This window comes from Rhizobium sp. P1_C7, assembly GCF_056406295.1.
Map to the genome: position 1 here is coordinate 110,044 of NZ_JBFUAL010000005.1, position 22,372 is coordinate 132,415.

Here is a 22,372-nt window from a genome sequence, read left to right on the forward strand (position 1 = left end):
AGTTAATTCGACCTAGAGAAGCCACGAAACGAGGAATAGCCCTCGCGAACTACCCGAGTTCCTCGGCAAGGCCGATCAGAAGACCTTCGGGTCCACGGATGTAGCAAAGCTTGTAGGCATCCTTATATCTGACCACCTCGCCGACGAGCTTGGCACCATGCCCGCGCAGTCTCTCAACCGCTTCCTCGACGTCGTCCACCGTGAACATGGCCCGCAGATATCCAAGGGCGTTCACTGGTGCGTTCCGATGATCGGCGATGACTTCAGGTCTGAGGAAGCGCGAAAGCTCCAGTCGGCTGCGGCCGTCCGGGGTGCGCATCATGGCAATTTCGACGTGCTGATCGCCCAGGGCAGTGACGCGACCAGCCCATTCGCCGTCGATCGTCGCACGGCCCTCAAGTTCGAGGCCCAGTTCCTCAAAGAAGGCTATCGTCAGCCCGAGGTCTTCGACGACGATCCCGATGTTGTCCATCCGCTTGAGCGCCACTCTCCATCCTCCGGTCTTGGTTGCAACTTTATTCTAGGACGTGGATGAGCCATCGGTCCTTCGGCAAGCTGTTTGCGGCACGAGCGAACTCCGACACGAGACCCGTGGTCACCGTCTCGATGCGTGAGTTGAACATCGCCGCCTTGGGCAACTCCTTCGCCCAGAAGGGGACTAGCCACCATCTCGCGGTCTCGGCCACCTGTTTGCCTACGGCGTCGTTGTGCACCATCAGGTCGTCCTGCGTCGGCGAGATGTTGAACCGTGCCGACGTGTTGCGGCCGCGTTCCTCGTGCCAGCGGAGATCGTAAAGATCGATGAAAGCTGGCCATTCATGCTCGAACGTGCACCTAGCGTACATCAGCGATCTCCTACTTCCTGAGGACCCGCAAGATCGCGCGCGAGATCTCGGTTGGCAAGCACGGAAGCATGTGGTTGTCGGCAAGCTCGACGAGAGCGGCCGCCACTTCAATTCAACACTTGCTCCATAATGCCGCAAACATACGCTCTCCGGTAGCAATTGCCACCAGCATAGGGGAGAGCGACGGCAGCTTTGCGGCTCAAAGTTGCCGTTCTCTGCCGTTCTGGGACATCACCAAAGCCACGAAGATAAGACCTCCCCTGTGTCTGTCCACGAAGTGGGCCTCGCAGGATCAAGCCGTACTCGCTGGTCCGTGTTGATCCGTTCTAGGCCGAAATCGATCACGGTCGAATTTCGGTCGAGTCAGACTTTTAGACGCTGGCCCCCACAAATCGCAGATGGCGATGACTCTTTTCACCTCGTTGGAACGTCGCGTTGTTGCGACCGTCGTCGAGCGGTCGGACTCCACCCAAATGAGGACTGAGAGATGGATCTGGAAGGAAAGCGAATCGTGGTTGTCGGCGGCAGCCGCGGCTTGGGGAGGGGGCTCGCCGAGGCATTTGTGGTTCGCGCGGCCGACGTCACCGTGGTAGCCCGAAACGCGGTTGCCGTGCAGGGGCCAGGCGAGCAACCGGCCGTCACCGCCATATCGGCTGATGCAACCGATGTCGACGCGGCATGGCGGATCATGGAGCAGACGCGACCCGATCTCGTCATCATGAATGCCGGTGCGGAACCGCCCATGGAACGGATCGACCGGATTGGCTGGGAGGCATTCACGACCAATTGGAATGTGGACGTCAAGGCCGCGCTGCACTGGGTACAGGCTGCTCTGACGTTGCCGATGACGCCAGGCGGGCTTGTCGTCCTGGTCTCCAGCGGGGCCGCCGTGCAGGGGTCGCCGCTATCGGGCGGTTATGCGGGAGCCAAGCGCGCGCAGTGGTTCATTGCAAAATATGCCGAGAGCCTGTCGGCGGAACTTGGCCTGGGTCTGCGCTTCCGGGTCATCGTTCCCCGGCAGATCTTCGCCGGAACCGGGGTGGGCGATACCGGCATCGCGGCCTATGCCGCGGCGGCGGGTCGGACATTTGCCGAACAGGCTGCCACCTGGCCGGACATGACGCCGCGGGCTTTTGGCGATATGGTCGCCGACCTGATCGGCAGGACAGGCCTCGCCGACGCCATGGTCTACGCGGTGCGTGGGGATACGGGTGTGACGGTCATCGAATGACAGAAGACGCTGCTCTCGAAGACGAAGAGAGGAAAACTCTGCTCGCAGCCCTGGCCAGGGAAGCGGACGCGCTTCGCCCCGAACTGCACCGCTATGCTGCTCGTCTGGTGGGTTCGGTGATCGACGGCGAGGATGTGATTCAGGACGCGTTTGCCAGGGTATTTGCGACGGCTGGCTCGATCCCGCCGGGTACGCCGCTGCGACCCTGGCTATTTCGCATTGTCCACAATCGAGCCATAGATGCCCTGCGCCAGCGCAGTACGCGCCGATCGGAGCCTCTTGAGATGGCTTTCGATCTGGCCGATATCAGCGCCGTCGGCCCGGAGGACGCGCTGATCCAGCAGGACGCGGTGCGGGTCGCCCTGGGCCACTTTGCAGAATTGCCGGTGCCGCAACGCAGCGCGGTGATCCTCAAGGATGTGTTGGGAGAGTCACTTGCGGACATCGCAGCGCTGCTGGAACTGAGTGTCGATGCCGTCAAGGCCCATCTGTCGCGCGGTCGGGCGAGATTGCGCGCCATGTCCGACGTGCGGTCCGAGGTTCCGCCACCGCCGAGTCCCGAGGTCCTGAACTTTGCAGCGCTCTTCAACGCCCGAGACTGGGACGCTTTGCGTCGCACGCTGGCGCAGGATGTTCGGCTTCGTCAAGCGCGCCGGCCGGAAATCTCTGACGCCGCCAATGTCGGTCGATTTTTCACCTTTTATGCCGAGTATCCCCCGGTCAGGATCGAACCGGCTTGGCTGGAAGGCCGGGAAATATTGCTGGTATCAGCCGAACCGTCGGGCGGTCCTTCATATTTCATGCTGCTCGAATGGCTGGGGCAAAAGATAACGCTGATCCGCGACCATCGCTATGCGACATATGTCATGGACGGTGCGGACGTAATGCTGGCCGCATCACGGTGACCTACATTGATTAAGACGCGCTTTCTCGAAGTCCAATTGCGGTCATTGGCTGTCTGCGCTTTCCAGGGGTCCGGCCCCACCCTTCGATATGATTGCCTCGGTCGACGCTAACAGTCCCAAAGGTGCCGCTTCCCGCCAAGGAGTGGTCGGTCGGCTCAGACCGATCACTCCTTGGCGGGAACGCGGAACAGTGGCGGGTCCTTCTGGACTGCCTTATACCGCACTTTTCTCGGGTTTTTGAAGTGGCAGTGCAGGCTCTCCAGCGCCGCCGCTGCAACGATGGCGTCCTGCCGGCCTGATCCGCGCGGCGCCTGCCAGGGAAGAACCATTCGAAATACAGACAGATAAGAAAGAGCACAAAGTGGACCGTGCCACGCACGGCGTTGAGCTCAGGCGACTGGACCGCGCTGGTCCACATCAGCGGGATCGGGATCTTCGCCGACTAAAAGTAGAATTGCATCCCGCTGCTGACTAAGAACGCGCCGGCAAGGAATTTGCGGCACTCGCGGCGCATCGCGACGTAGAGTGTAGGCAGCCCAATAACGATGATCGCGGCAACAAGATATGGAAGCATGGGCCTCATCCTGGGCTCGCGCTTGCCGCCGGCCCGTTATATGCCCAATATATAAAACAAGGTGGGCGAGGACGAGCGGCGCCTCGTGGAGGACGTGGCTCGGCTGCTCGTGCTATGAGGCGTACCACCCGTCGCCGCCCGGCTCTATGGGCGTCTGCTTCTCTGTCCTAATTCCGTCGGCCTCGACCAGATCACCGAGGATCTTGGGATCGGCAAGGGCAGCGCACCCATGGTCGGTTGCTGGAGAGCTCCACGCTGTCGCGCCGCCATCATGCGCCAGGTACGAAGCGCGCGCTTTTGCTTCAATCGGGAGAAGCATGAAATGGGCCTCGTTCTTAATCTTCTTGCCCAGACAATCGTCTGGTTCGGGCTCATGGGCGCGATCATCTTCGGTGTTGCAGGAACGATAGACTACACCGGCGGGTGGCTCTATCTGGGCGTGATGATCGCCATCTCAGTTGTATTTGGGTTGCACATGGCGCGCGTCGATCCCGGCTTGCTTCAAGAGCGCCTGAAGCCGCCCGTGCAAAGGGACCAACCGCTCGCGGACAAGCTGGCCCTGGTCGATAATGCCACCTTCCGTGCAGTGGGCAGGATGTGGCTTACTCCTGGCGGCGATTTTGCTCATATACTGGACCATGCGCACGAACAGCTTCGCGGCGCCGGTCGTGAAAATACAAAGGGACCGCGGGCAGGCGGTCATCACGACAGGCCTTATGCCATCGTCCGCCACCCGATGTATTTCGGCGCGCTTTTCTACATCGCTGGGACGTCGCTCGTGCTCGGCTCGTGGTGGGGCCGCCGCGTGCGCTGGCGCCTGATTCCGCTCGTCTGGTGAGACTGCCACCGCCCACATTCCGGCAAGACTGGCAACCGTCGCCAAGCAGCACTACTCTTGCGTGCGGGCAACCGCGCGAAGGAAGCTCTGTGGCCATCGATCCGTTCAAGCGCAAGACAATGCCGACAGCCGGACAAGCGGTGGATCTGTCCGGATGCGGACAGAACTTTGGCGGCGGCGGGGCGGCACCTGCAATGGTACGGGCAAGACACCAAACAAACCTCCCGAAGGATATGCCGTGACGCTGAAGCCGGGGACCTACGACGGTCTCGAAATCAAGGGCAATGTGAAAATGGTGGCGTCGTCAGAGACATCTGGTCAGTCGGGGGATGCTCAGCGGAAGTAAACGCTGACATGCCTTCCGATCAGGACAAGCCTGTCGAAGACCTGGCTGGGCTCAGGGTGCGATGGAGGAAGGTTCATGGTCCAGAAGCCCGTGCCAAGGGGATTCTGTTATATATTAGTTTCCTGAATCCACGCTTATGGGTTCACAGTCCACGCTTAGTGGTATCCAGTCCACGCTTTTGTGGCGATCCGGATGAAGATTGTGGCGCACCCGACAGGATTCGAACCTGTGACCTTTGGAATCGGAATCCAACACTCTATCCAGCTGAGCTACGGGTGCATGCCTGAAGCGATTTGAATCGCCTGTCCGATGCGTGGTTCTTAGCCTAGCTTTCTCTCAGCATCAATGTCCAAAATCGAAAAGTCCGCCGTTCTTGCAAACGGCGGACTTATTGTTCTCGTTCTGCGCGTTCAAACCTGCATGGCGCCGGGGCCGGGGATGGCTTTGGGCGGTACCTTTCCGAGGATGATCATGCCCAGGACCTCGTCCTTGGTGACGTCTTCGGTGCGAGCGTGGCCGACGACCTGGCCGTTCTTCATGACGGAGACTCGGTCGGCGAGGTCGAAGACGTCGTGGATATCGTGGCTGATGAGGAAGATGCCGATGCCTTCCTTCTTCAGCTGCTTGATGAGCTCGCCAACCTGGGCCGTTTCCTGCGGACCAAGGGCGGCCGTCGGCTCGTCCATGATCAGGATGCGGGCGTTGAAGAGGATCGCGCGGGCGATCGCCACCGATTGGCGCTGGCCGCCGGAAAGCGCCTTCACCGGCTCCTTGAAGCGGCGGAAGTTCGGGTTCAGGCGTCCCATCACCTCGCGGGCGGAAGCCTCCATGGCGACGTCGTCGAGCGTGCCCCACTTCGTTTTCAGCTCGCGGCCGAGGTAAAGGTTGGCCGCGGCGTCGACATTGTCGGCGACGGCGAGCGTCTGGTAGATCGTCTCGATGCCGTATTTCTTGGCATCACGCGGATTGCGGATGTCGGCCGGTTCGCCTTCGATCAGGATCTCGCCGCTGTCGCGCTTGTAGGCGCCGGAGAGGATCTTGATCAGCGTCGACTTGCCGGCGCCGTTATGGCCGAGAAGGGCGACGACTTCGCCGGGGTAGAGGTCGACGGAGGCGTTGTCGACGGCATGTATGCCACCGAAGGAGATCGAGATATTCTTCAGCTCGACAAGAGGCGTGTTCTTGCTTTGGGGAGTGCGTTGATCAGTCATGTTTCGGACTCCTCTTACTTGGCACGCGAGCGATAGACGGTGTCGAGCCAGACGGCAACGACGAGGACCGCGCCGACAACGACGCTTTGCAGCGGCGTGTCGACGTGGGCCAGCACCATGCCCGACTGGAGTGACTGCATCACGAGCGCGCCGAGCATGGCGCCGGCAATCGTGCCGGTGCCGCCCGCAAGCGACGTGCCGCCGATAACGGCTGCAGCGATCGTATAAAGTTCGTCAAGTGTGCCCTGGGAATTGGTGGCGGCGTTGAGACGTGCCGTCGAGATGGCCGCGGCAATCGCCGCCAGGATGCCCATCAGGGCGAAGATGCGGACGGTCACCCAGCGGGTCTTGATGCCGGCGAGCTCAGCTGCTTCCGGATTGCCGCCGATGGCGAAGACGTAGCGGCCGAAGCGCAGGCGGGTGGCGATGAACGTCATGATGATGCCGGTGATGATCGCGATCAGAACCGGAACAGCAATGCCGTATGGGATCTCAAGGCCGGCTTCAGGCCAGGGGATGTTGTTCGTTTCGGCGTATTTCTTGGCGATGTTGATCGGCCAGTAGTAGCTGTTGGCGATCCAGACCGCTCCGAGGATGAGCACGCAGGACAGGGCGGAGAGGAAATACTCCGCCCAGAGCGGACGGCGCGGGAAGCCGAAGCGCTTGCGCTGGCGGCGGGAGTTGATGATGCTGCCGATGACGAACAGGCAGGCGATGATGCCGACGATCCAGCTCCAGGTCGCACCGATTGAGCCTTCGGCGCCGCCGCCCATGATTCGGAAGGTCTGATCCATCGGAGCGACCGTCTGGCCGCTGGTGACCAGCCAGGTGGCGCCACGCCAGACGAGCAGGCCGCCGAGCGTCACGATGAACGAGGGAACGTTGAGGAAGGCGATGATGAGGCCCTGAAAGCCGCCGATCAGCGCGCCGGCCAGGATGCCGACCAAGAGGGTGATGATCCAGGTGAACTGGCTGTCAAAACCGACTATCCCCGGCAGGATCTTGGCCTGCGTCACGCCCATGATCATGCCGCAGAGGCCAAGCACGGAGCCGACCGACAGGTCAATGTTGCGGGTCACGATGATGAGCACCATGCCGGTTGTCATGATCGCGATATCGGTCGTCTGGACCGACAGGTTCCAGAGGTTGCGCGGCGTGAGAAACAGACCGCCGGTGATGAAGTGAAAACCGATCCAGATCAGGACGAGCGCGCCAATCATGCCAAGAAGGCGCGTATCGATTTCGGTGGCGCGGAAGAAGCGGCTGATAGCACTGCCCTCGGCCACGCTCGGTCCGCTTGAAGTTGTGGATTTTACCATTTCGGCCATGGGTTTGCCGTTCCCCCACTGTTTGGACTTGCTGCCGGACACCGTCAAACCGTTGCCCGCTTAGCGTCCTGTTCTTGTACTGACCATCGCCGTGCTTCCGGAATTTCGGTCGCTCGGGTCCCGCGACACGATACCGGCAGGGAATCAAAGTACGCGATGGTGCGATGAGGCGGAGAAACCATCGGTTGATAGTTCAAATCCGCGTCCGGCGCCGCAACGGTGCTGACCGCTGCGGCGCCGGTGATTTTTGCCTTGCGGCTTGCTGTTAGTCGCAAGCCTTGGTGCTGCCGGCCTTGACGCCCTGGCAGGCTTCAGCCTTGGAGATCCAGCCCGCGTCGATGACGACGTTCAGGTTGTCCTTGGTGATCGGAAGCGGCTTGAGGAAGACCGATTCCATGGCTACGCCCTTGGCGCCGCCCTTAAAGGTCTGAACGCCTTCGACTTCGCTCATTTTCTTGCCACCCGCCAGATCGAGAGCGATTTCGGCAGCGCGCTTGCCGAGCTCACGCGAGTCTTTCCAGACGGAAACCGTCTGCGTGCCGAGCGCGACGCGGTTCAGAGCTGCCTTGTCGGCGTCCTGACCGGAAACAGGCACGGAGCCGGCGAGGCCCTGTGCGTCGAGAGCGGCGATCGCGCCACCGGCAGTGCCGTCGTTGGCGGCAACAACGGCGTCAACCTTGTTGTTGTTCGCGGTCAGGAACTGTTCCATGTTGCGCTGCGCGTTTTCAGGCAGCCAGCCGTCGGTGTAGGCTTCGCCGACGTTCTTGATCTTGCCGGCGTCGATGGCGGGCTTCAGGACTTCCATCGCACCTGCGAAGAGGAAGTCAGCATTCGGGTCGGACGACGAACCCTTGATGAAGACGTAGTTGCCTTCCGGCTTGACGTTGAAAACGCCCTGTGCCTGCATGCGGCCGACTTCCTTGTTGTCGAAGGTCAGGTAGAACGCAGCCGGGTTTTCGATCAGGCGGTCGTAGCCGACAACCGGGATGCCTTCAGCAGCAGCCTTTTCAATCGCCGGGCCGATTGCGTCCGAGTCCTGAGCGAGGATGATGAGAGCGTTCGCGCCCTGAGAAATCAGGGATTCAACGTCCGTCAGCTGCTTTGCGGCAGACGATTGTGCGTCGGCGGAGATGTATTTTGCGCCCTTGGCTTCCAGTGCCTTCTTGATGGCAGCTTCGTCGGTCTTCCAGCGTTCTTCCTGGAAGTTGGACCAGGAAACGCCGACGACGAGGTCAGCAGCCATGGCAGCGGTGTGTACCGTCACAAGGATGGCAGCACCGGCCATCAGCTTCAAAATTGACTTCATATTATCCTCCCGAATGGATTGCGGCCAGCCCCAGCCAGTGGTTCCTCCGACCGCCGCGGTTTGCTGTCGAGAAGGTTTGAATTATTTTCTCGACAGTCGAGAAATTAAGTGTCAGAGATTTTTTCAACTGTCAACACTGCACTACCGGCTTAATTTCCATCGTGGAAAGGTTGTTGGAGATGGAGTGTGAAGGAGGGCGGAATGCGAGGGGGAGAGGCGGGCATACATGCTGACCAAGTCGAGCACGGAGTTGGTCCGGCAGCGTAACAGTGTGCTGGTGCTCGCCTCGCTTCGACGGCACGGCGCGCTTGCGCATACGGAGATTTCGGATTTCACAAAGCTTTCGTCTGCTACCATTTCGGCCATCACCGCCGATCTGGAGAAGGCGCAGATCATCGAGAAATCCGAGCATCAGGCGGCAGGCGGTCGGGGGCGGCCGCGGGTGCTGTTTCGGCAGCGGCGCGATTGCGGCTACCTGATCGTGGTGATCATTTCCTCGAACGGTGTCCAGTACTCGCTCGTCGATTATGCGGGGAAACTGATCGACCGGTTCAGCGAGGATCGATCGCACGATCCGGCCGGTGCGGAGCGCTTCGTGGCTTCGGTCCGAGCGGGCCTGGTGCGGCTGCTTGCCCGTTCACGGATAGTGCAGCAAAAGGTCCTGCTCATATCGATCAGCAGCAAGGGGCTGGTGAATTCGACCGAACCCGTGCTCCTCTGGTCGCCGATCTTCGGCAACGACCAGATCGACTTCGGTTCGGCGTTGCGACCAGATTGGCAGGCAAAGATCGTCCTGGATAACGAGACCCTGCTCGTTGCTGCTGCACTAGGTGCCCATGAAGAGAATCGGAAAGGCGCGGACTTTCGCTCGCTCGCTGCCTTGTCTCTCGGCCACAGCATCGGACTTGGCATCGTCAAGCGGACGGCGCCGGGAGAGCGCGAAATCTCGGCGCCCAATTTCGGGCACATGCTGCATATGGCGAACGGCGGCCTGTGTCGCTGCGGCAGCAAGGGGTGCATCGAGGCCTATGCGGGTTTCTATGCCATTCTCCGAATGGCCTTCGAGGTCCCACTCGATACGATCCCGGCCACGTTCGTGCCGATCGCCGAACTCGACAAGATTGCCGTCAAGGCGCGTCAGGGGCATCGCATGCCGACGTTCGCCTTCCGGCAGGCGGGTGTGGCGCTCGGCAATGGGCTTTCGCGCTTGCTGAGCCTGACGGAGCGCATGCCGATCGCAATCACCGGTCCCGGAACGCGCTACTACGATCTCCTGCGCCAGGGGATCGAGGAAGGCCTCGGCCAGTCGCATGCCGTGCGGATGGAAGGAATGCCGGAAATCCGGGTCGTCGCGGACGAGGAGATGCTCGTCTTCGAAGGGCATCTGAACAGAGCGTTGTCAGTAATCGACCAGGATATAGTATTGTCGGGCATACAGGGGACGATTTGAGCACCCGGACATTGGGCAGAGCAAGAAAGTCTCCGATCAACCGCGTGCAATGGAGTTGGTCAACGAGAAATGGCCGGGCAGATGCCCGGCCATCTCATGTGCGGCTTTCGGTCGGGAGAGGGGCCGTCAGCCGATCTTGATGAGCTTGCCTTCCTTGACGGATTGGAGGGCGGCGTCCGCCAGCACCAGCGCCGCAAGGCCGTCGGCACCCGAAGGCGAGATTGCAGTGCCCTTCTCGATCGACGCGATGAAACTCGCGATCTCGTTGGCGTAGGCCTGCGTGTAGCGGGTCATGAAAAAGTCATGCAGAGGCGGCCTGGTGTAGCCTTCGCCGTTGGCGACCTCGATGGAGACCGGGCGCTGGTTCTCGGCGGCGACCATGCCCTTGGAACCGTGCACTTCTATTCGCTGGTCGTAGCCGTAGGTCGCGCGGCGCGAGTTGGAGATGATCGCCTGCTTTCCCGACTTGGTCTGCAGGATCACCGAGACGCTGTCGTAGTCGCCGGCTTCGCCGATGGCCTTGTCGACGAGGACTGCTGCCGTGGCCGTCACAGAGACGGGCTCTTCACCGAGCAGGAAGCGGGCCATATCGAAATCATGGATCGTCATGTCGCGGAAGATGCCGCCGGAACGCTTGATGTAGTCGACGGGTGGGGCGCCCGGATCGCGCGACGTGATCGTTACCATTTCGACGTCACCGATGCGGCCGTCGTCGATGGCCTTGCGCACCGCCATGAAGTGCGGGTCGAAGCGGCGGTTGAAGCCGACCATCAGCTTGCCCTTGGCTTCGGCGACCACCTTGATGCAGGCGTTGACGCGGGCAACGTCGAGATCAACGGGCTTTTCGCAGAAGATCGCCTTGCCGGCGCGAGCGAAGCGCTCGATCAGGTCGGCATGGGTATCAGTCGGAGTGCAGATGACGACGGCGTCGATGTCCTTGGCGGCCTCGATCGCCTCGATGGTGCGGACCTCGCAACCGTATGCCGATGCGATCGCATCGGCAGCCTGCGGGAAGGCGTCGGCGACGGCCACCAGCTTGGCGTTGGCGTCGGCGCTGACCGCCTTGGCGTGGACCTTGCCGATGCGGCCGGCGCCAAGAAGACCAAATCTGACTGTCATGAGAACCTCCCTTGAATTCGGAATGAATTAACCGAACTGCTATAATTGTGGAATTTTCATTCCATTTTCTGTGCTCGACGTCAAGCCCGCCGCCCTTTCACATTTATGAAAACCATCCTAAAGACATGCGACAGGTTTACACGCGGGAACGACATGCAGTTGATTGATCCAAACCATCCGGTCTACCGCCCGATTTGGGTGCGCATTCTGATCGTCGCCGTCTGCTTCGGCTGGGCATTGATGGAAGCCACCAGGGGGGATCCATTCTGGGCGGTGCTGGCGGCCGGCGCGGGTGCCTATTCCATCTATATGCTGTTCTGGAGCTACAAGCCTCAGGCGCCGCTGCAGGCAGAGCCTGAGGCCACGAGCGAGCCGGGAGAGCAGGATGTCAGAAAAGAAGCGGAATGATCATCGACCGAACCGCTTGATCGCCTCATCGATCAGCAGGTTCGCGATCGTCATGCGCTTTGCGGCATTCTGGCGGAACAGCATGTCCACGCCGTCCGGATGATTCTTTTTTGCAAAGGCGCGGCGTTTCTCGCCAAGGCTTTGAACCGTATCGCGCGCCGAGATGGAGAGTTCGGCGGCAACGTCCTGTGGGGCAATGCGGGAGAGATGCTCGGGCATGACCGGCTCGGCCTCGGCCTGAGCCTGGGGGATCTCTTCCCCAGCCGGCACATTGAATTCCAGGATGTCGAGATAGGCCTGGCCGGGCTGCGCCGACGCGACCGACACTCCTTCCATCACGTTAAAGGCAAGTCCGGTCGTGAAGCCGTGAATGCGGCTGGAAGCCGGGACGTCATGCTCATTCCGATCGTCGTCGTCCGCCTTCAAGCGGTCGAGCACGGACTGGAATACCGATTGGCCAAACAGCATGGGCGCTTCCTTTCAACTGCGTGCATTAGATGCGCGCAACATGGCGCCGAGCTTGTCAGGCTGGGCGGCCCCTCTTGCTTTCGGCCAGGACCAGATCGTAGAGCAGCCGGGCGCTTGGAGGCAAAGCGCGTTCCCTTGCCGTAATCAGGCTGTAGGGCCTGACGTTGATCTCGAAATCAATCGGCAGCACCCGCACGTCTGCCGCCTTCGATTGCTGCGTGGCCAGAAACTGGGCGACATCGATGGCGATCGGCGCAATGGCGTCCGTTTGACAGATGATTGCACAGGTCAGCAGCAGCGACGAGGTATTGACGATGTTCTCAGGCAGCGGAACACTGTGAGTGAGGAAGAGATCCTCGATCGTCCGCCGCAGGAGCGTCCCGGGCGGCTGGAACACCCAATCATAAAGCGGTAGGTCGGCGAGGCTTGCGGACGCCTTATTCAGAAGCGGGTGACCGCTGCGAACGATCAGGCAGGCCCTCTCGACGCCGATTTCCTGAACCTCGAACAACCGCGGGTTCAGGTCGTCGGGAATACGGCTGATGATGAAGTCGTGCCGCGCGGCGAGCAGTTCGCGCGCCAGCACGTTGCTCGTCTCGACCTGGATATTCACCTCAATGCCGGGAAAGGCCGTCCGCACTTCCTTGATGGCCGGGACGACGAGGCTCATGGCCGGCGCGGTCACCGCGCCGATGAACACGGAGCCGCCCTTTCCGGACTTCAGTTCACCGATTTCGCGGCTAACCTCCCGCAGTTCCAACATGATCTTGCGCGCTCGTCTTGCGAGAGCCGCGCCGAAGGTCGTCAGCACGACGCCCCGCGCGACGCGCTCGTAAAGCGGGGTCTTCAGAATCGATTCCATTTCCGCCAGCATCCGCGACGCAGCCGGCTGTGAAATGTTCAGCGCTTCCGCTGCGGCTGAAATCTGCCCGCTATCTTCGATTGCGACAATCATGCGCAGGTGATTCAGCTTAAGCCCCGCCCTTAGAAGGCCGTCGTCCCCCAGGGTATCGGTTCGTATGTCGACGGTTTCGAGCGCCGGAGGTTCCAAAATAAACGCCATGGTTGCAGCCTCCCAACTGCGTTCCATCAAAAGTAATACTTTTTAACGATATACCAAAATTGTTATGCACTTTACCAGTTATTCTATTTGACAGTTATAGGAATCCATACCAGTTTGCCGCCGTGTGCTGGTTGGCACTCAACACGTGTGAGAGCGTGGAGGAGACCTACTTCGTTTCTCACAATCTGAAGTAATTATCCAAGACGGAACCTGCCACAGTTTCGGGGCGGGCGATTTTTCGTCCCGCCGATTTATTAACAAGGGAGAGAGAGATGAAATCCATTATCTCATTGATGGCTGCGGCTGCTTTCGGCGTCGCGTCGTTCGTAATGCCAGCGGTTGCCGCCGACAAGGGGACTGTCGGTATTGCAATGCCTACGAAGTCGTCCGCACGCTGGATCGACGACGGCAACAACATCGTCAAGCAGCTCCAGGAAGCTGGTTACAGCACAGACCTGCAGTATGCTGACGACGATATTCCGAACCAGCTGTCTCAGATTGAGAACATGGTCACGAAGGGCGCGAAGGTTCTCGTTATTGCTGCTATCGACGGCACGACGCTTTCCGACGTTCTCCAGAAGGCCCACGACGCAGGTATCAAGGTCATCGCGTATGACCGTCTGATCCGCGATTCGGGCAACGTCGACTATTACGCGACGTTCGACAACTTCAAGGTTGGTGTTCTGCAGGCTGGTTCCATCGTTGACGCCCTCGGCCTCAAGGATGGCAAGGGCCCGTTCAACATCGAGCTCTTCGGCGGTTCGCCTGACGACAACAACGCCTTCTTCTTCTACGACGGCGCTATGTCTGTTCTGCAGCCTTACATCGACAGCGGCAAGCTCGTCGTGAAGTCGGGCCAGTCCGGCATGGACAAGGTCGGTACGCTGCGTTGGGACCCGGCAACGGCCCAGGCTCGTATGGACAACCTGCTCTCGGCTAACTACACCGACGCGAAGGTCAATGCAGTTCTGTCGCCTTACGACGGTCTGTCCATCGGCATCATCTCGTCGCTGAAGGGCGTCGGCTACGGCACCCCGGACCAGCCGCTCCCGGTCGTTTCCGGTCAGGACGCTGAAGTTCCGTCGGTCAAGTCGATCATCGCTGGCGAGCAGCACTCCACGATCTTCAAGGATACCCGTGACCTCGCAAAGGTTACTGTCGGCATGGTCAACGCGCTGATGGAAGGCAAAGAGCCTGAAGTCAACGACACCAAGACCTACGACAACGGTGTAAAGGTCATCCCGTCCTACCTGCTGACGCCGGTAGCGGTCGACAAGACCAACTACGAGAAGATCCTCGTCGAAGGCGGTTACTACAAGGCTGACCAGCTGAAGTAATTGTTCCAAGTTGGCCGGAACCCGCTGCTTGCGGGTTCCGGTCTTCACTTTTATGATCGTCGCGCCGAGTTTCCGGCTGCTGGCGTTGGATATTGACTATGGACAATACAATCCTCGAAATGCGGAACATCACCAAGACGTTCCCGGGCGTAAAAGCGCTTGAGAATGTGAACCTCAAGGTTCGGCAGGGTGAAATCCACGCATTGGTGGGCGAAAACGGGGCCGGCAAATCGACCCTCATGAAAGTTCTCTCCGGCGTCTACCCCGCCGGCACCTATGACGGCGATATCGTCTATGAAGGTGACGTCCGCAACTTCAAGGTCCTCAAGGACTCTGAAGAGATCGGCATCGTCATCATCCATCAGGAGCTGGCGCTCGTGCCGCTTCTGTCGATCGCCGAAAATATCTTCCTCGGCAACGAAGTCGCGCAGAACGGCATCATCAAGTGGCAGGAAGCCTTCAACCGCACCAAGCAGCTGCTTGGCAAGGTCGGACTGAAAGAGTCTCCCGAGACGCTCGTGACAGACATCGGCGTCGGCAAGCAGCAGCTGGTCGAGATCGCCAAGGCGCTGTCGAAGAGCGTCAAGCTCTTGATCCTCGACGAGCCGACGGCTTCGCTCAACGAAAAAGATTCCGACGCGCTGCTCGATCTTCTGATCGAGTTCCGCAACCAGGGTCTGACGTCGATCATCATCACGCACAAGCTCAACGAAGTGCGCAAGGTCGCCGACCAGATCACGGTTCTGCGCGATGGCATGACGGTCAAGACGCTCGACTGTCATACCGAAGAGATCAGCGAAGACATCATCATCAAGAACATGGTGGGTCGCGAACTCGCCGATCGTTATCCGCCGCGCTCCGTGCCGATCGGCGAGACGATCCTTGAGGTGAAGAACTGGAACGCCTTCCACCAGCATCATCGCGATCGCCAGGTTCTGCACGACATCAACATCAATGTCCGCAAGGGCGAGGTGGTCGGCATCGCCGGCCTGATGGGTGCCGGCCGCACCGAATTCGCCATGAGCGTGTTCGGTAAATCCTACGGCCACAAGATCACCGGCGACGTGTTCATGGACGGCAAGAAGGTCGATGTGGCTACCGTCCGCAAGGCCATCGACGCCGGCCTGGCCTATGTCACCGAAGACCGCAAGCATCTTGGCCTCGTGCTTGGCGAGAACATCGTCCACAATACGACGCTCGCCAATCTTGCCGGTGTTTCGAGCGGAACGGTGATCGACAGTATCAAGGAATCCAAAATCGCATCGGATTATCGCACGAAACTGCGTATCCGCAGCTCCAGCATCTTCCAGGAGACCGTCAATCTTTCGGGCGGAAACCAGCAAAAAGTGGTGTTGTCCAAGTGGCTGTTCTCCGATCCGGAGATTTTGATCCTCGACGAACCCACGCGCGGTATTGATGTCGGTGCAAAATACGAAATCTATACTATCATCAACCAGCTCGCCGCCGATGGTAAGGGCGTTCTGATGATCTCATCGGAAATGCCGGAACTGCTTGGTACGTGCGACCGCATCTACGTCATGAATGAAGGACGTATCGTTGCGGAACTGCCAAAGGGAGAGGCGAGCCAAGAAACCATCATGCGCGCTATCATGCGCTCAGGGGAGAAGAAACAATGACTCCGGTCAACCCTTCAGCTGCCACCGAGGAAAGCAACGTCGTTTCCGTTACGGACTACATCCGCAGCAACATCCGTGAATACGGCATGCTTATCGCGCTGGTCGCGATCATGGTGTTCTTCCAGTTTTATACGGGCGGCATCCTGTTCAAGCCTGTCAACCTGACGAACCTCGTTCTGCAGAACTCGTTCATCGTCATCATGGCGCTCGGCATGCTGCTGGTCATCGTGGCCGGCCATATCGACCTTTCGGTCGGTTCGATCGTCGCCTTCGTCGGCGCGGTCGCGGCCATCCTGACCGTCAACTGGCAGATGAACTTCGTACTTGCGGGCATTCTCTGCCTGATCATCGGTGGTGCCATCGGCGCTGCACAGGGATACTGGATCGCGTATCACCGCATTCCGGCCTTCATCGTGACGCTCGCCGGCATGCTTGTCTTCCGCGGTCTGACGCTGTTCGTGCTCGGCGGCAAGAACATCGGCCCGTTTCCGAAGGACTTTCAGGTCATCAGCACGGGTTTCCTGCCCGGAGACATGATCGATTTCGGCGGCATTCCGCTACATTCCACTTCGCTGATCCTGACCCTGATCATCCCCGCCGTGCTGTTCTATCTCGCCTGGCGTCGTCGCAAGGTGAACGAAAGCCACGGCATCGACGTCGAGCCCACGAGCTTTTTCATTGCGCAGAACGTCATTCTCTCGCTGGCGATCCTGTTCCTCGGCTATCAGCTGTCGAGCTACAAGGGCCTGCCGAACGTTCTCGTCGTCATGCTTGTGCTGATCGCGGCCTACGCGTTCGTCACGCGTCGCACCACGATCGGACGCCGCATCTACGCGATGGGCGGCAACGAAAAGGCCACCAAGCTCTCCGGTATCAATACCGAGCGCCTCAGCTTCTTCACTTTCGTCAACATGGGCGTTCTTGCCGGTCTCGCCGGCATGATCATCGCGGCCCGCCTGAATTCGGCAACGCCGAAAGCCGGCGTCGGTTTCGAGCTCGACGTTATCGCAGCATGCTTCATCGGCGGTGCTTCGGCATCCGGCGGCGTTGGCAAAATCACTGGTGCGGTCATCGGCGCGTTCATCATGGGCGTCATGAACAATGGCATGTCGATTGTCGGCCTCGGCATCGATTTCCAGCAGATGGTCAAGGGACTGGTGCTTCTCGCCGCGGTCTTCTTCGACGTTTACAACAAGAACAAGGGCTAGGCGCCAAGCGCCAGCCACGCATTCGCCGTCGTATGAACTTACCGATCCGGCTCCTTCGGGAGCCGGAAAGGCGGAGCATTTTCCGCGCTATCTAAAAAAGGATGAAGACCGTGCTTATTTCGCAGATCAAGGGTTCCAACGGAGAGATCATCGTCGCCGTGCGCGAGCCGGGCGGTATCGCGAAAGCCGTCAAGGGTGCGGACAGCGTCTATGCGCTGGCCATGGAAGCGGCAAACAGCGGCAAGTCGCTGTTGCAGGTGATCGATTCGCACGGCCTCGGCGATGCCGTCGAACTCGAAAAGGCCTATGCCGAGGGCCGCTTGCTGCCGCCGATGACGCATCCTGATGCAGCGCACTTGCATCTGACGGGCACCGGTCTGACGCATCTTGGCTCCGCCGCAACGCGCGATTCCATGCACAAGAAGTCCTCCGAGGCGGCCGAGGAAACCCTCACCGACTCGATGAAGATGTTCAAGATGGGCCTTGAGAACGGCAAGCCGAAGGCCGGCGAGAAGGGCGTGCAGCCCGAGTGGTTCTACAAGGGCAACGGCTACGGCTCGGCTGCTCCCGGCGCGCCGCTTGTCTCTCCCTCCTTCGCGCTCGATGGCGGCGAGGAGCCCGAGATGGCCGGTATCTACGTGATATCAGAAGACGGCACGCCGTTCCGCGTCGGATTTGCGCTGTCGAACGAGTTTTCCGACCACGTCACCGAGCGGATCAACTACCTCTACCTCGCCCATTCCAAGCTGCGTCCCGCAAGCTTCGGCCCGGAAATCCGCATCGGCGCCGCGCCGGAGGATATCCGAGGTACCTCGCGCATCAAGCGCGGCGACACGGTGATCTTCGAAAAGCCCTTCCTTTCGGGCGAAGCGAACATGTCGCATACTTTCGCGAACCTCGAATACCACCACTTCAAGTACGGCCTGTTTCGTGTGCCGGGCGACGTCCACGTGCACATGTTCGGCACGGCGACGCTGTCTTTCGCGGAAGGCATCAAGGCTGAAGAGGGCGACGTCTTCGAAATCGAAGTCGCCGAATTCGGCTTGCCGCTGCGCAATCCGCTGCAGATCGAAGCTGAAGAAGAGATCGTCGTCAAGCAGCTCTAGTTTCACATGGCCCGGGCGCCTGCGCGACCGGGCCATTCTTTCGTAAACGGTAAAGGAGGCTTGTTTAGCCCATGACCATTTATCAGAACCTGATCGCCGGCGAATGGATCGGCACCGACGCGACGAAGAACATCAATCCGTCCGACACCAACGAAGTCGTCGGCCTGTACGCCGAAGGTTCGGCCGAAGACACGAGGAACGCCATTTCGGCCGCCAAGGCTGCTTTCCCGGCGTGGTCGCGCTCCGGCATCTGGGAACGCCACGTCATCCTGAAGAAGGCCGGCGACGAGATCATGGCCCGCAAGGACGAGCTCGGCGCGCTCTTGGCGCGCGAAGAGGGCAAGACCTTGCCGGAAGCGATCGGTGAAACCATCCGCGCGTCGCAGATCTTCGAATTCTTCGCGGGCGAAGCGCTGCGCCTTGCCGGCGAAGTCATCCCGTCGGTGCGTCCCAACATCGGCGTCGAGATCACGCGCGACCCGCTCGGCGTCATCGGCATCATCACGCCGTGGAATTTCCCGATCGCCATTCCTGCCTGGAAGATCGCGCCGGCTCTCTGCTATGGCAACACCATCGTCTTCAAGCCTGCCGACCTCGTTCCAGCCTGTTCCTGGGCGATCGTCGACATCCTGCATCGCGCCGGTCTGCCGAAGGGTGTGTTGAACCTGGTGATGGGCAAGGGCTCAGTCGTCGGCCAGGCCATGCTCGACAGTCCTGACATCGCCGGCATCACTTTCACCGGTTCGACCGGCACCGGCAAGCGTGTCGCCGTTTCCTCGCTCGAGCATAATCGCAAGTTCCAGCTCGAAATGGGCGGCAAGAACCCGATGGTGGTTCTCGACGACGCCGATCTCAGCGTTGCCGTCGAGGCGGCCGCCAATTCCGGCTTCTTCTCGACCGGCCAGCGCTGCACGGCATCATCGCGCCTGATCGTCACCGAAGGCATCCACGACAAGTTCGTCGCGGCGCTGACGGAGAAGCTCAAGACGATCGTCGTCGATCACGCCATGAAGCCCGGCACGCATGTCGGCCCGGTTGTCGACGCGCGCCAGCTGAAGACCGATACAGACTACATCGAGATCGGCAAAAACGAGGGCGCCAAGCTCGCCTTCGGGGGCGAGCTGATAACCCGTGACACGCCTGGCTTCTATCTGCAGCCGACGTTGTTTACGGAGGCGACCAACCAGATGCGCATTTCGCGCGAAGAGATCTTCGGACCTGTCGTGTCCCTCATCCGTGTCAAGGACTACGAAGAGGCGCTTGCGACTGCCAACGACACGCCGTTCGGCCTCTCCTCCGGCATCGCGACGACGAGTCTCAAGCACGCCACGCACTTCAAGCGCAATGCCGAAGCCGGCATGGTCATGGTCAACCTGCCGACGGCAGGGGTCGACTTCCACGTTCCGTTCGGCGGCCGCAAGGGCTCGTCCTACGGTCCGCGCGAACAGGGCAAATACGCTGCCGAGTTCTACACGACCGTCAAGACCGCATACACGCTGGCGTAATGACCGTTTGACGATCCGAGCCGTCACGAGGGCGGCTCGGGGTCACCCACAAGGCAAAGATAAATGAAAAAGAAAGCTGAATGGCCGCGCAGGCTGCGTTCGTACGACTGGTTCGGCGGCACCGGCAAGAATGCGATCATGCATCGCTCCTGGATGAAGAACCAGGGCCTTCCGGCCGATACGTTCGACGGTCGTCCGATCATCGGCATCTGCAATACCTGGTCGGAGCTGACGCCATGCAACGCGCATCTCCGAGACCTCGCCGAGCGCGTCAAGCGCGGCGTCTATGAGGCCGGCGGCTTCCCGGTCGAGTTTCCCGTTTTCTCCGTCGGTGAGAGCACGCTTCGCCCGACGGCGATGATGTTCCGCAACCTGGCGGCCATGGACGTCGAGGAAGCGATCCGCGGCAATCCGGTCGATGGCGTCGTGCTGCTTGGCGGCTGCGACAAGACCACGCCAAGCCTTTTGATGGGCGCGGCGTCCGTCGATATCCCCGTCATCCTCGTTTCCGGTGGCCCCATGCTGAACGGCAAGTGGCGCGGCAAGGACGTCGGTTCGGGAACGGCCATCTGGCAGTTCTCGGAAATGGTCAAGTCAGGCGAGATGTCGCTCGACGAGTTCATGGACGCGGAGCAGGGCATGGCTCGCTCGGCCGGCAGCTGTATGACCATGGGCACGGCCTCGACCATGGCGTCGATGGCCGAAGCCCTTGGCATGACGCTGCCCGGCAACGCTGCCATTCCTGCTGTCGACGCGCGCCGTCGCGTGATTTCGCAGCTTTCCGGCCGCCGTATCGTCGATATGGTCAAGGAAGATCTGAAGCCTTCCGATATCCTGACAAAGGAAGCCTTCGAGAACGCCATCCGTGTCAACGGCGCGGTCGGCGGCTCGACGAATGCCGTCCTCCATCTTCTGGCGCTGGCCGGCCGCATCGGCGTCGACCTGTCGCTCGACGACTGGGACCGCCTCGGCCGCGACGTGCCGACGATCGTCAACCTGCAGCCGTCGGGCAAACACCTGATGGAGGAGTTCTACTATGCGGGCGGTCTTCCGGTCGTCATCAAGGCGGTCGGCGAGATGGGCCTGCTGCACAAGGATGCGATCACCGTCACCGGCGACAGCATCTGGAACGGCGTCAAGGATGTCGTGAACTACAATGACGACGTCATCGTTCCGCGCGAAAAGGCGCTGACGCAGTCGGGCGGGATTGCCGTTCTGCGCGGCAACCTCGCTCCGAAGGGTGCTGTACTGAAGCCTTCTGCAGCCTCTCCGCACCTGATGCAGCATACCGGCCGCGCCGTCGTCTTCGAAAGCATCGAGGACTACCATGCGCGCATCAACAAGGACGATCTCGACATCGACGAGACGTGCATCATGGTGCTGAAGTATTGCGGCCCGAAGGGGTACCCCGGCATGGCCGAGGTCGGCAACATGGGCCTTCCGCCGAAGGTGCTGAAAAAGGGCGTCAAGGACATGATCCGCATTTCGGATGCGCGTATGTCCGGCACCGCCTACGGCACCGTCATCCTGCACACCGCACCGGAAGCCGCCGAAGGCGGACCGCTGGCGCTGGTGCAGAACGGCGACATGATCTCGGTCGATGTTCCCGCGCGTACGATCCAGCTACAGGTCTCAGACGATGAACTGGCCAAGCGCCGTGCGGCATGGGTCAAGCCCCACATGCCGATTTCGGGCGGCTACGGCAAGCTCTACATCAATACGGTCATGCAGGCCGATGCCGGCGCCGATCTCGACTTCCTGGTCGGCCCGCGGGGCTCGGACATTCCGTTGAACCGCGACAGCCACTGAGGCGTCACACAACCGACTTTGGACGGCGGGCGCTCATGAAAGGCGGGACGAGAGTTCCGCCTTCTTAAGCGGGTAGAGGCCGCTTTCGGTTTTTGGCGGACATCTCCGATATCAGACGGCAAATGGCCGGAGGGTTGGTCCTTGCCCCATGGCGGTCATTGACCACTTATTTCGCTTTTCCGAAGCCAGCGCTCCTTGGTACTGACATAAATTAGGGTTTTTGCGGCACCTCCGGATGACTGAAGGTCTGCGCCAATTCTTTTGGCAACCGCGACGGAGGCCTCATTTTCAGGGTGAATGAGGTGGATTGCCTCCAACCAGCCAAGCTCCTCGAACGCCCAAGTCAGGCAGCGATTTGCCGCTTCAGTTGCGTATCCCTTGCCCCAAGCATCGCGACTGAACGCCCAACCGATCTCGGGGCCGGGCCATGCGGGGGGGAACCAAGGCCCGGCGCGGCCTATCCAGCGACCGGTTGCCTTCTCAAACACCGAAAAATTGCTGAATCCTTGAATGCTCCACGCCCCCGCGAACAGGCAGAGATTGCGCCACGCACCGGTGGCATCTTGCTCACCACCGATGAACCGTGTGCCCTCGGAGTCAGCGAGGAAGGCAGTCCACGCTGGAAGATCAACGGCGCTGGGGGGACGCAAAAGAAGACGTTCCGTTTCTATCATTTCA

The 22,372-nt window shown here is 60.4% G+C and carries 22 protein-coding genes and 1 tRNA gene; 12 read left to right on the forward strand and 11 right to left on the reverse strand.

Annotated features, from left to right (window positions below):
• Nucleotides 1–49: 49 nt before the first annotated feature.
• Both AC1D2R_RS09285 and AC1D2R_RS09290 read right to left on the reverse strand, forming a co-directional pair.
• Nucleotides 50–487, reverse strand: a complete 438-nt coding sequence (locus AC1D2R_RS09285; RefSeq protein ID WP_477966981.1) for a VOC family protein — start codon at nt 485–487, stop codon at nt 50–52.
• A 28-nt stretch (nt 488–515) separates the two neighbouring features.
• On the reverse strand, nt 516–845 hold the full coding sequence (locus tag AC1D2R_RS09290; protein WP_477966983.1) for an SOS response-associated peptidase family protein: 330 nt from the start codon (nt 843–845) through the stop codon (nt 516–518).
• A gap of 487 nt (nt 846–1,332) precedes the next feature.
• On the opposite strand from AC1D2R_RS09290, the gene AC1D2R_RS09295 reads away from it, so the two are divergent.
• Together AC1D2R_RS09295 and AC1D2R_RS09300 are read left to right on the forward strand one after the other, a co-directional pair.
• Nucleotides 1,333–2,076, forward strand: a complete 744-nt coding sequence (locus AC1D2R_RS09295) for an SDR family NAD(P)-dependent oxidoreductase (protein ID WP_477966985.1) — start codon at nt 1,333–1,335, stop codon at nt 2,074–2,076.
• Complete coding sequence (locus tag AC1D2R_RS09300; protein WP_477966987.1) at nt 2,073–2,981, forward strand: RNA polymerase sigma factor; 909 nt, start codon at nt 2,073–2,075, stop codon at nt 2,979–2,981. The genes AC1D2R_RS09295 and AC1D2R_RS09300 overlap by 4 nt, the downstream gene beginning before the upstream one ends.
• Before the next feature lie 442 nt (nt 2,982–3,423).
• Here AC1D2R_RS09300 and AC1D2R_RS09305 read toward each other — a convergent pair whose 3' ends face one another.
• Nucleotides 3,424–3,555 carry a hypothetical protein gene (locus tag AC1D2R_RS09305; protein WP_477966989.1) on the reverse strand — a complete coding sequence of 44 codons (132 nt, stop codon included), beginning with the start codon at nt 3,553–3,555 and terminating at the stop codon, nt 3,424–3,426.
• Between the two features lie 322 nt (nt 3,556–3,877).
• On the opposite strand from AC1D2R_RS09305, the gene AC1D2R_RS09310 reads away from it, so the two are divergent.
• Nucleotides 3,878–4,393, forward strand: coding sequence for an isoprenylcysteine carboxylmethyltransferase family protein (locus AC1D2R_RS09310; RefSeq protein WP_477966991.1), 516 nt, complete (start codon nt 3,878–3,880; stop codon nt 4,391–4,393).
• A gap of 154 nt (nt 4,394–4,547) precedes the next feature.
• On the forward strand, nt 4,548–4,739 hold the full coding sequence (locus AC1D2R_RS09315; protein ID WP_477966993.1) for a hypothetical protein: 192 nt from the start codon (nt 4,548–4,550) through the stop codon (nt 4,737–4,739).
• Between the two features lie 202 nt (nt 4,740–4,941).
• Here the strand turns inward: AC1D2R_RS09315 and AC1D2R_RS09320 are convergent.
• From AC1D2R_RS09320 to xylF, 4 genes are all read right to left on the reverse strand, one after another.
• Nucleotides 4,942–5,018: transfer RNA gene (locus AC1D2R_RS09320), tRNA-Arg, on the reverse strand.
• 131 nt (nt 5,019–5,149) lie between these two features.
• Entirely contained in the window at nt 5,150–5,950 is an 801-nt protein-coding gene (locus tag AC1D2R_RS09325) for an ATP-binding cassette domain-containing protein (RefSeq protein WP_477966995.1), read from the reverse strand.
• 14 nt (nt 5,951–5,964) lie between these two features.
• Nucleotides 5,965–7,278 carry a sugar ABC transporter permease gene (locus tag AC1D2R_RS09330; RefSeq protein ID WP_477966997.1) on the reverse strand — a complete coding sequence of 438 codons (1,314 nt, stop codon included), beginning with the start codon at nt 7,276–7,278 and terminating at the stop codon, nt 5,965–5,967.
• A 265-nt stretch (nt 7,279–7,543) separates the two neighbouring features.
• Nucleotides 7,544–8,584, reverse strand: a complete 1,041-nt coding sequence (gene xylF / locus AC1D2R_RS09335; protein WP_477966999.1) for a D-xylose ABC transporter substrate-binding protein — start codon at nt 8,582–8,584, stop codon at nt 7,544–7,546.
• A gap of 226 nt (nt 8,585–8,810) precedes the next feature.
• Here xylF and AC1D2R_RS09340 point away from each other — a divergent pair, with 226 nt between their 5' ends.
• Complete coding sequence (locus AC1D2R_RS09340; RefSeq protein WP_477967001.1) at nt 8,811–10,034, forward strand: ROK family transcriptional regulator; 1,224 nt, start codon at nt 8,811–8,813, stop codon at nt 10,032–10,034.
• 126 nt (nt 10,035–10,160) lie between these two features.
• On the opposite strand, the gene iolG is transcribed toward AC1D2R_RS09340, so the two are convergent.
• Nucleotides 10,161–11,153, reverse strand: coding sequence for an inositol 2-dehydrogenase (iolG, locus tag AC1D2R_RS09345; protein WP_477967002.1), 993 nt, complete (start codon nt 11,151–11,153; stop codon nt 10,161–10,163).
• Between the two features lie 153 nt (nt 11,154–11,306).
• On the opposite strand from iolG, the gene AC1D2R_RS09350 reads away from it, so the two are divergent.
• Nucleotides 11,307–11,561: a hypothetical protein gene (locus tag AC1D2R_RS09350; RefSeq protein ID WP_477967003.1), complete on the forward strand. Its 255-nt coding sequence runs from the start codon at nt 11,307–11,309 to the stop codon at nt 11,559–11,561.
• Here the strand turns inward: AC1D2R_RS09350 and AC1D2R_RS09355 are convergent, their stop codons facing one another.
• A complete protein-coding gene (locus tag AC1D2R_RS09355; RefSeq protein WP_477967004.1) occupies nt 11,562–12,029 on the reverse strand; it encodes a hypothetical protein in 468 nt (155 codons plus the stop codon).
• A 55-nt stretch (nt 12,030–12,084) separates the two neighbouring features.
• Entirely contained in the window at nt 12,085–13,092 is a 1,008-nt protein-coding gene (locus tag AC1D2R_RS09360) for a LysR family transcriptional regulator (RefSeq protein WP_477967005.1), read from the reverse strand.
• A gap of 272 nt (nt 13,093–13,364) precedes the next feature.
• Here AC1D2R_RS09360 and chvE point away from each other — a divergent pair, with 272 nt between their 5' ends.
• From chvE to araD, 6 genes are all read left to right on the forward strand, one after another.
• Nucleotides 13,365–14,429: a multiple monosaccharide ABC transporter substrate-binding protein gene (gene chvE / locus AC1D2R_RS09365; protein WP_477967006.1), complete on the forward strand. Its 1,065-nt coding sequence runs from the start codon at nt 13,365–13,367 to the stop codon at nt 14,427–14,429.
• Nucleotides 14,430–14,527: 98 nt separating this feature from the next.
• Complete coding sequence (mmsA, locus tag AC1D2R_RS09370; RefSeq protein ID WP_477967007.1) at nt 14,528–16,066, forward strand: multiple monosaccharide ABC transporter ATP-binding protein; 1,539 nt, start codon at nt 14,528–14,530, stop codon at nt 16,064–16,066.
• Nucleotides 16,063–17,274, forward strand: coding sequence for a multiple monosaccharide ABC transporter permease (gene mmsB, locus AC1D2R_RS09375; RefSeq protein ID WP_477967008.1), 1,212 nt, complete (start codon nt 16,063–16,065; stop codon nt 17,272–17,274). The genes mmsA and mmsB overlap by 4 nt, the downstream gene beginning before the upstream one ends.
• A 110-nt stretch (nt 17,275–17,384) precedes the next feature.
• Nucleotides 17,385–18,380 carry an AraD1 family protein gene (gene araD1 / locus AC1D2R_RS09380; protein WP_477967009.1) on the forward strand — a complete coding sequence of 332 codons (996 nt, stop codon included), beginning with the start codon at nt 17,385–17,387 and terminating at the stop codon, nt 18,378–18,380.
• Nucleotides 18,381–18,451: 71 nt separating this feature from the next.
• Entirely contained in the window at nt 18,452–19,885 is a 1,434-nt protein-coding gene (locus tag AC1D2R_RS09385) for an aldehyde dehydrogenase family protein (RefSeq protein ID WP_477967010.1), read from the forward strand.
• Between the two features lie 63 nt (nt 19,886–19,948).
• Complete coding sequence (gene araD, locus AC1D2R_RS09390; RefSeq protein ID WP_477967011.1) at nt 19,949–21,694, forward strand: L-arabinonate dehydratase; 1,746 nt, start codon at nt 19,949–19,951, stop codon at nt 21,692–21,694.
• Nucleotides 21,695–21,849: 155 nt separating this feature from the next.
• Here the strand turns inward: araD and AC1D2R_RS09395 are convergent, their stop codons facing one another.
• Nucleotides 21,850–22,368: a GNAT family N-acetyltransferase gene (locus AC1D2R_RS09395; RefSeq protein ID WP_477967012.1), complete on the reverse strand. Its 519-nt coding sequence runs from the start codon at nt 22,366–22,368 to the stop codon at nt 21,850–21,852.
• Between the last annotated feature and the right edge of the window lie 4 nt (nt 22,369–22,372).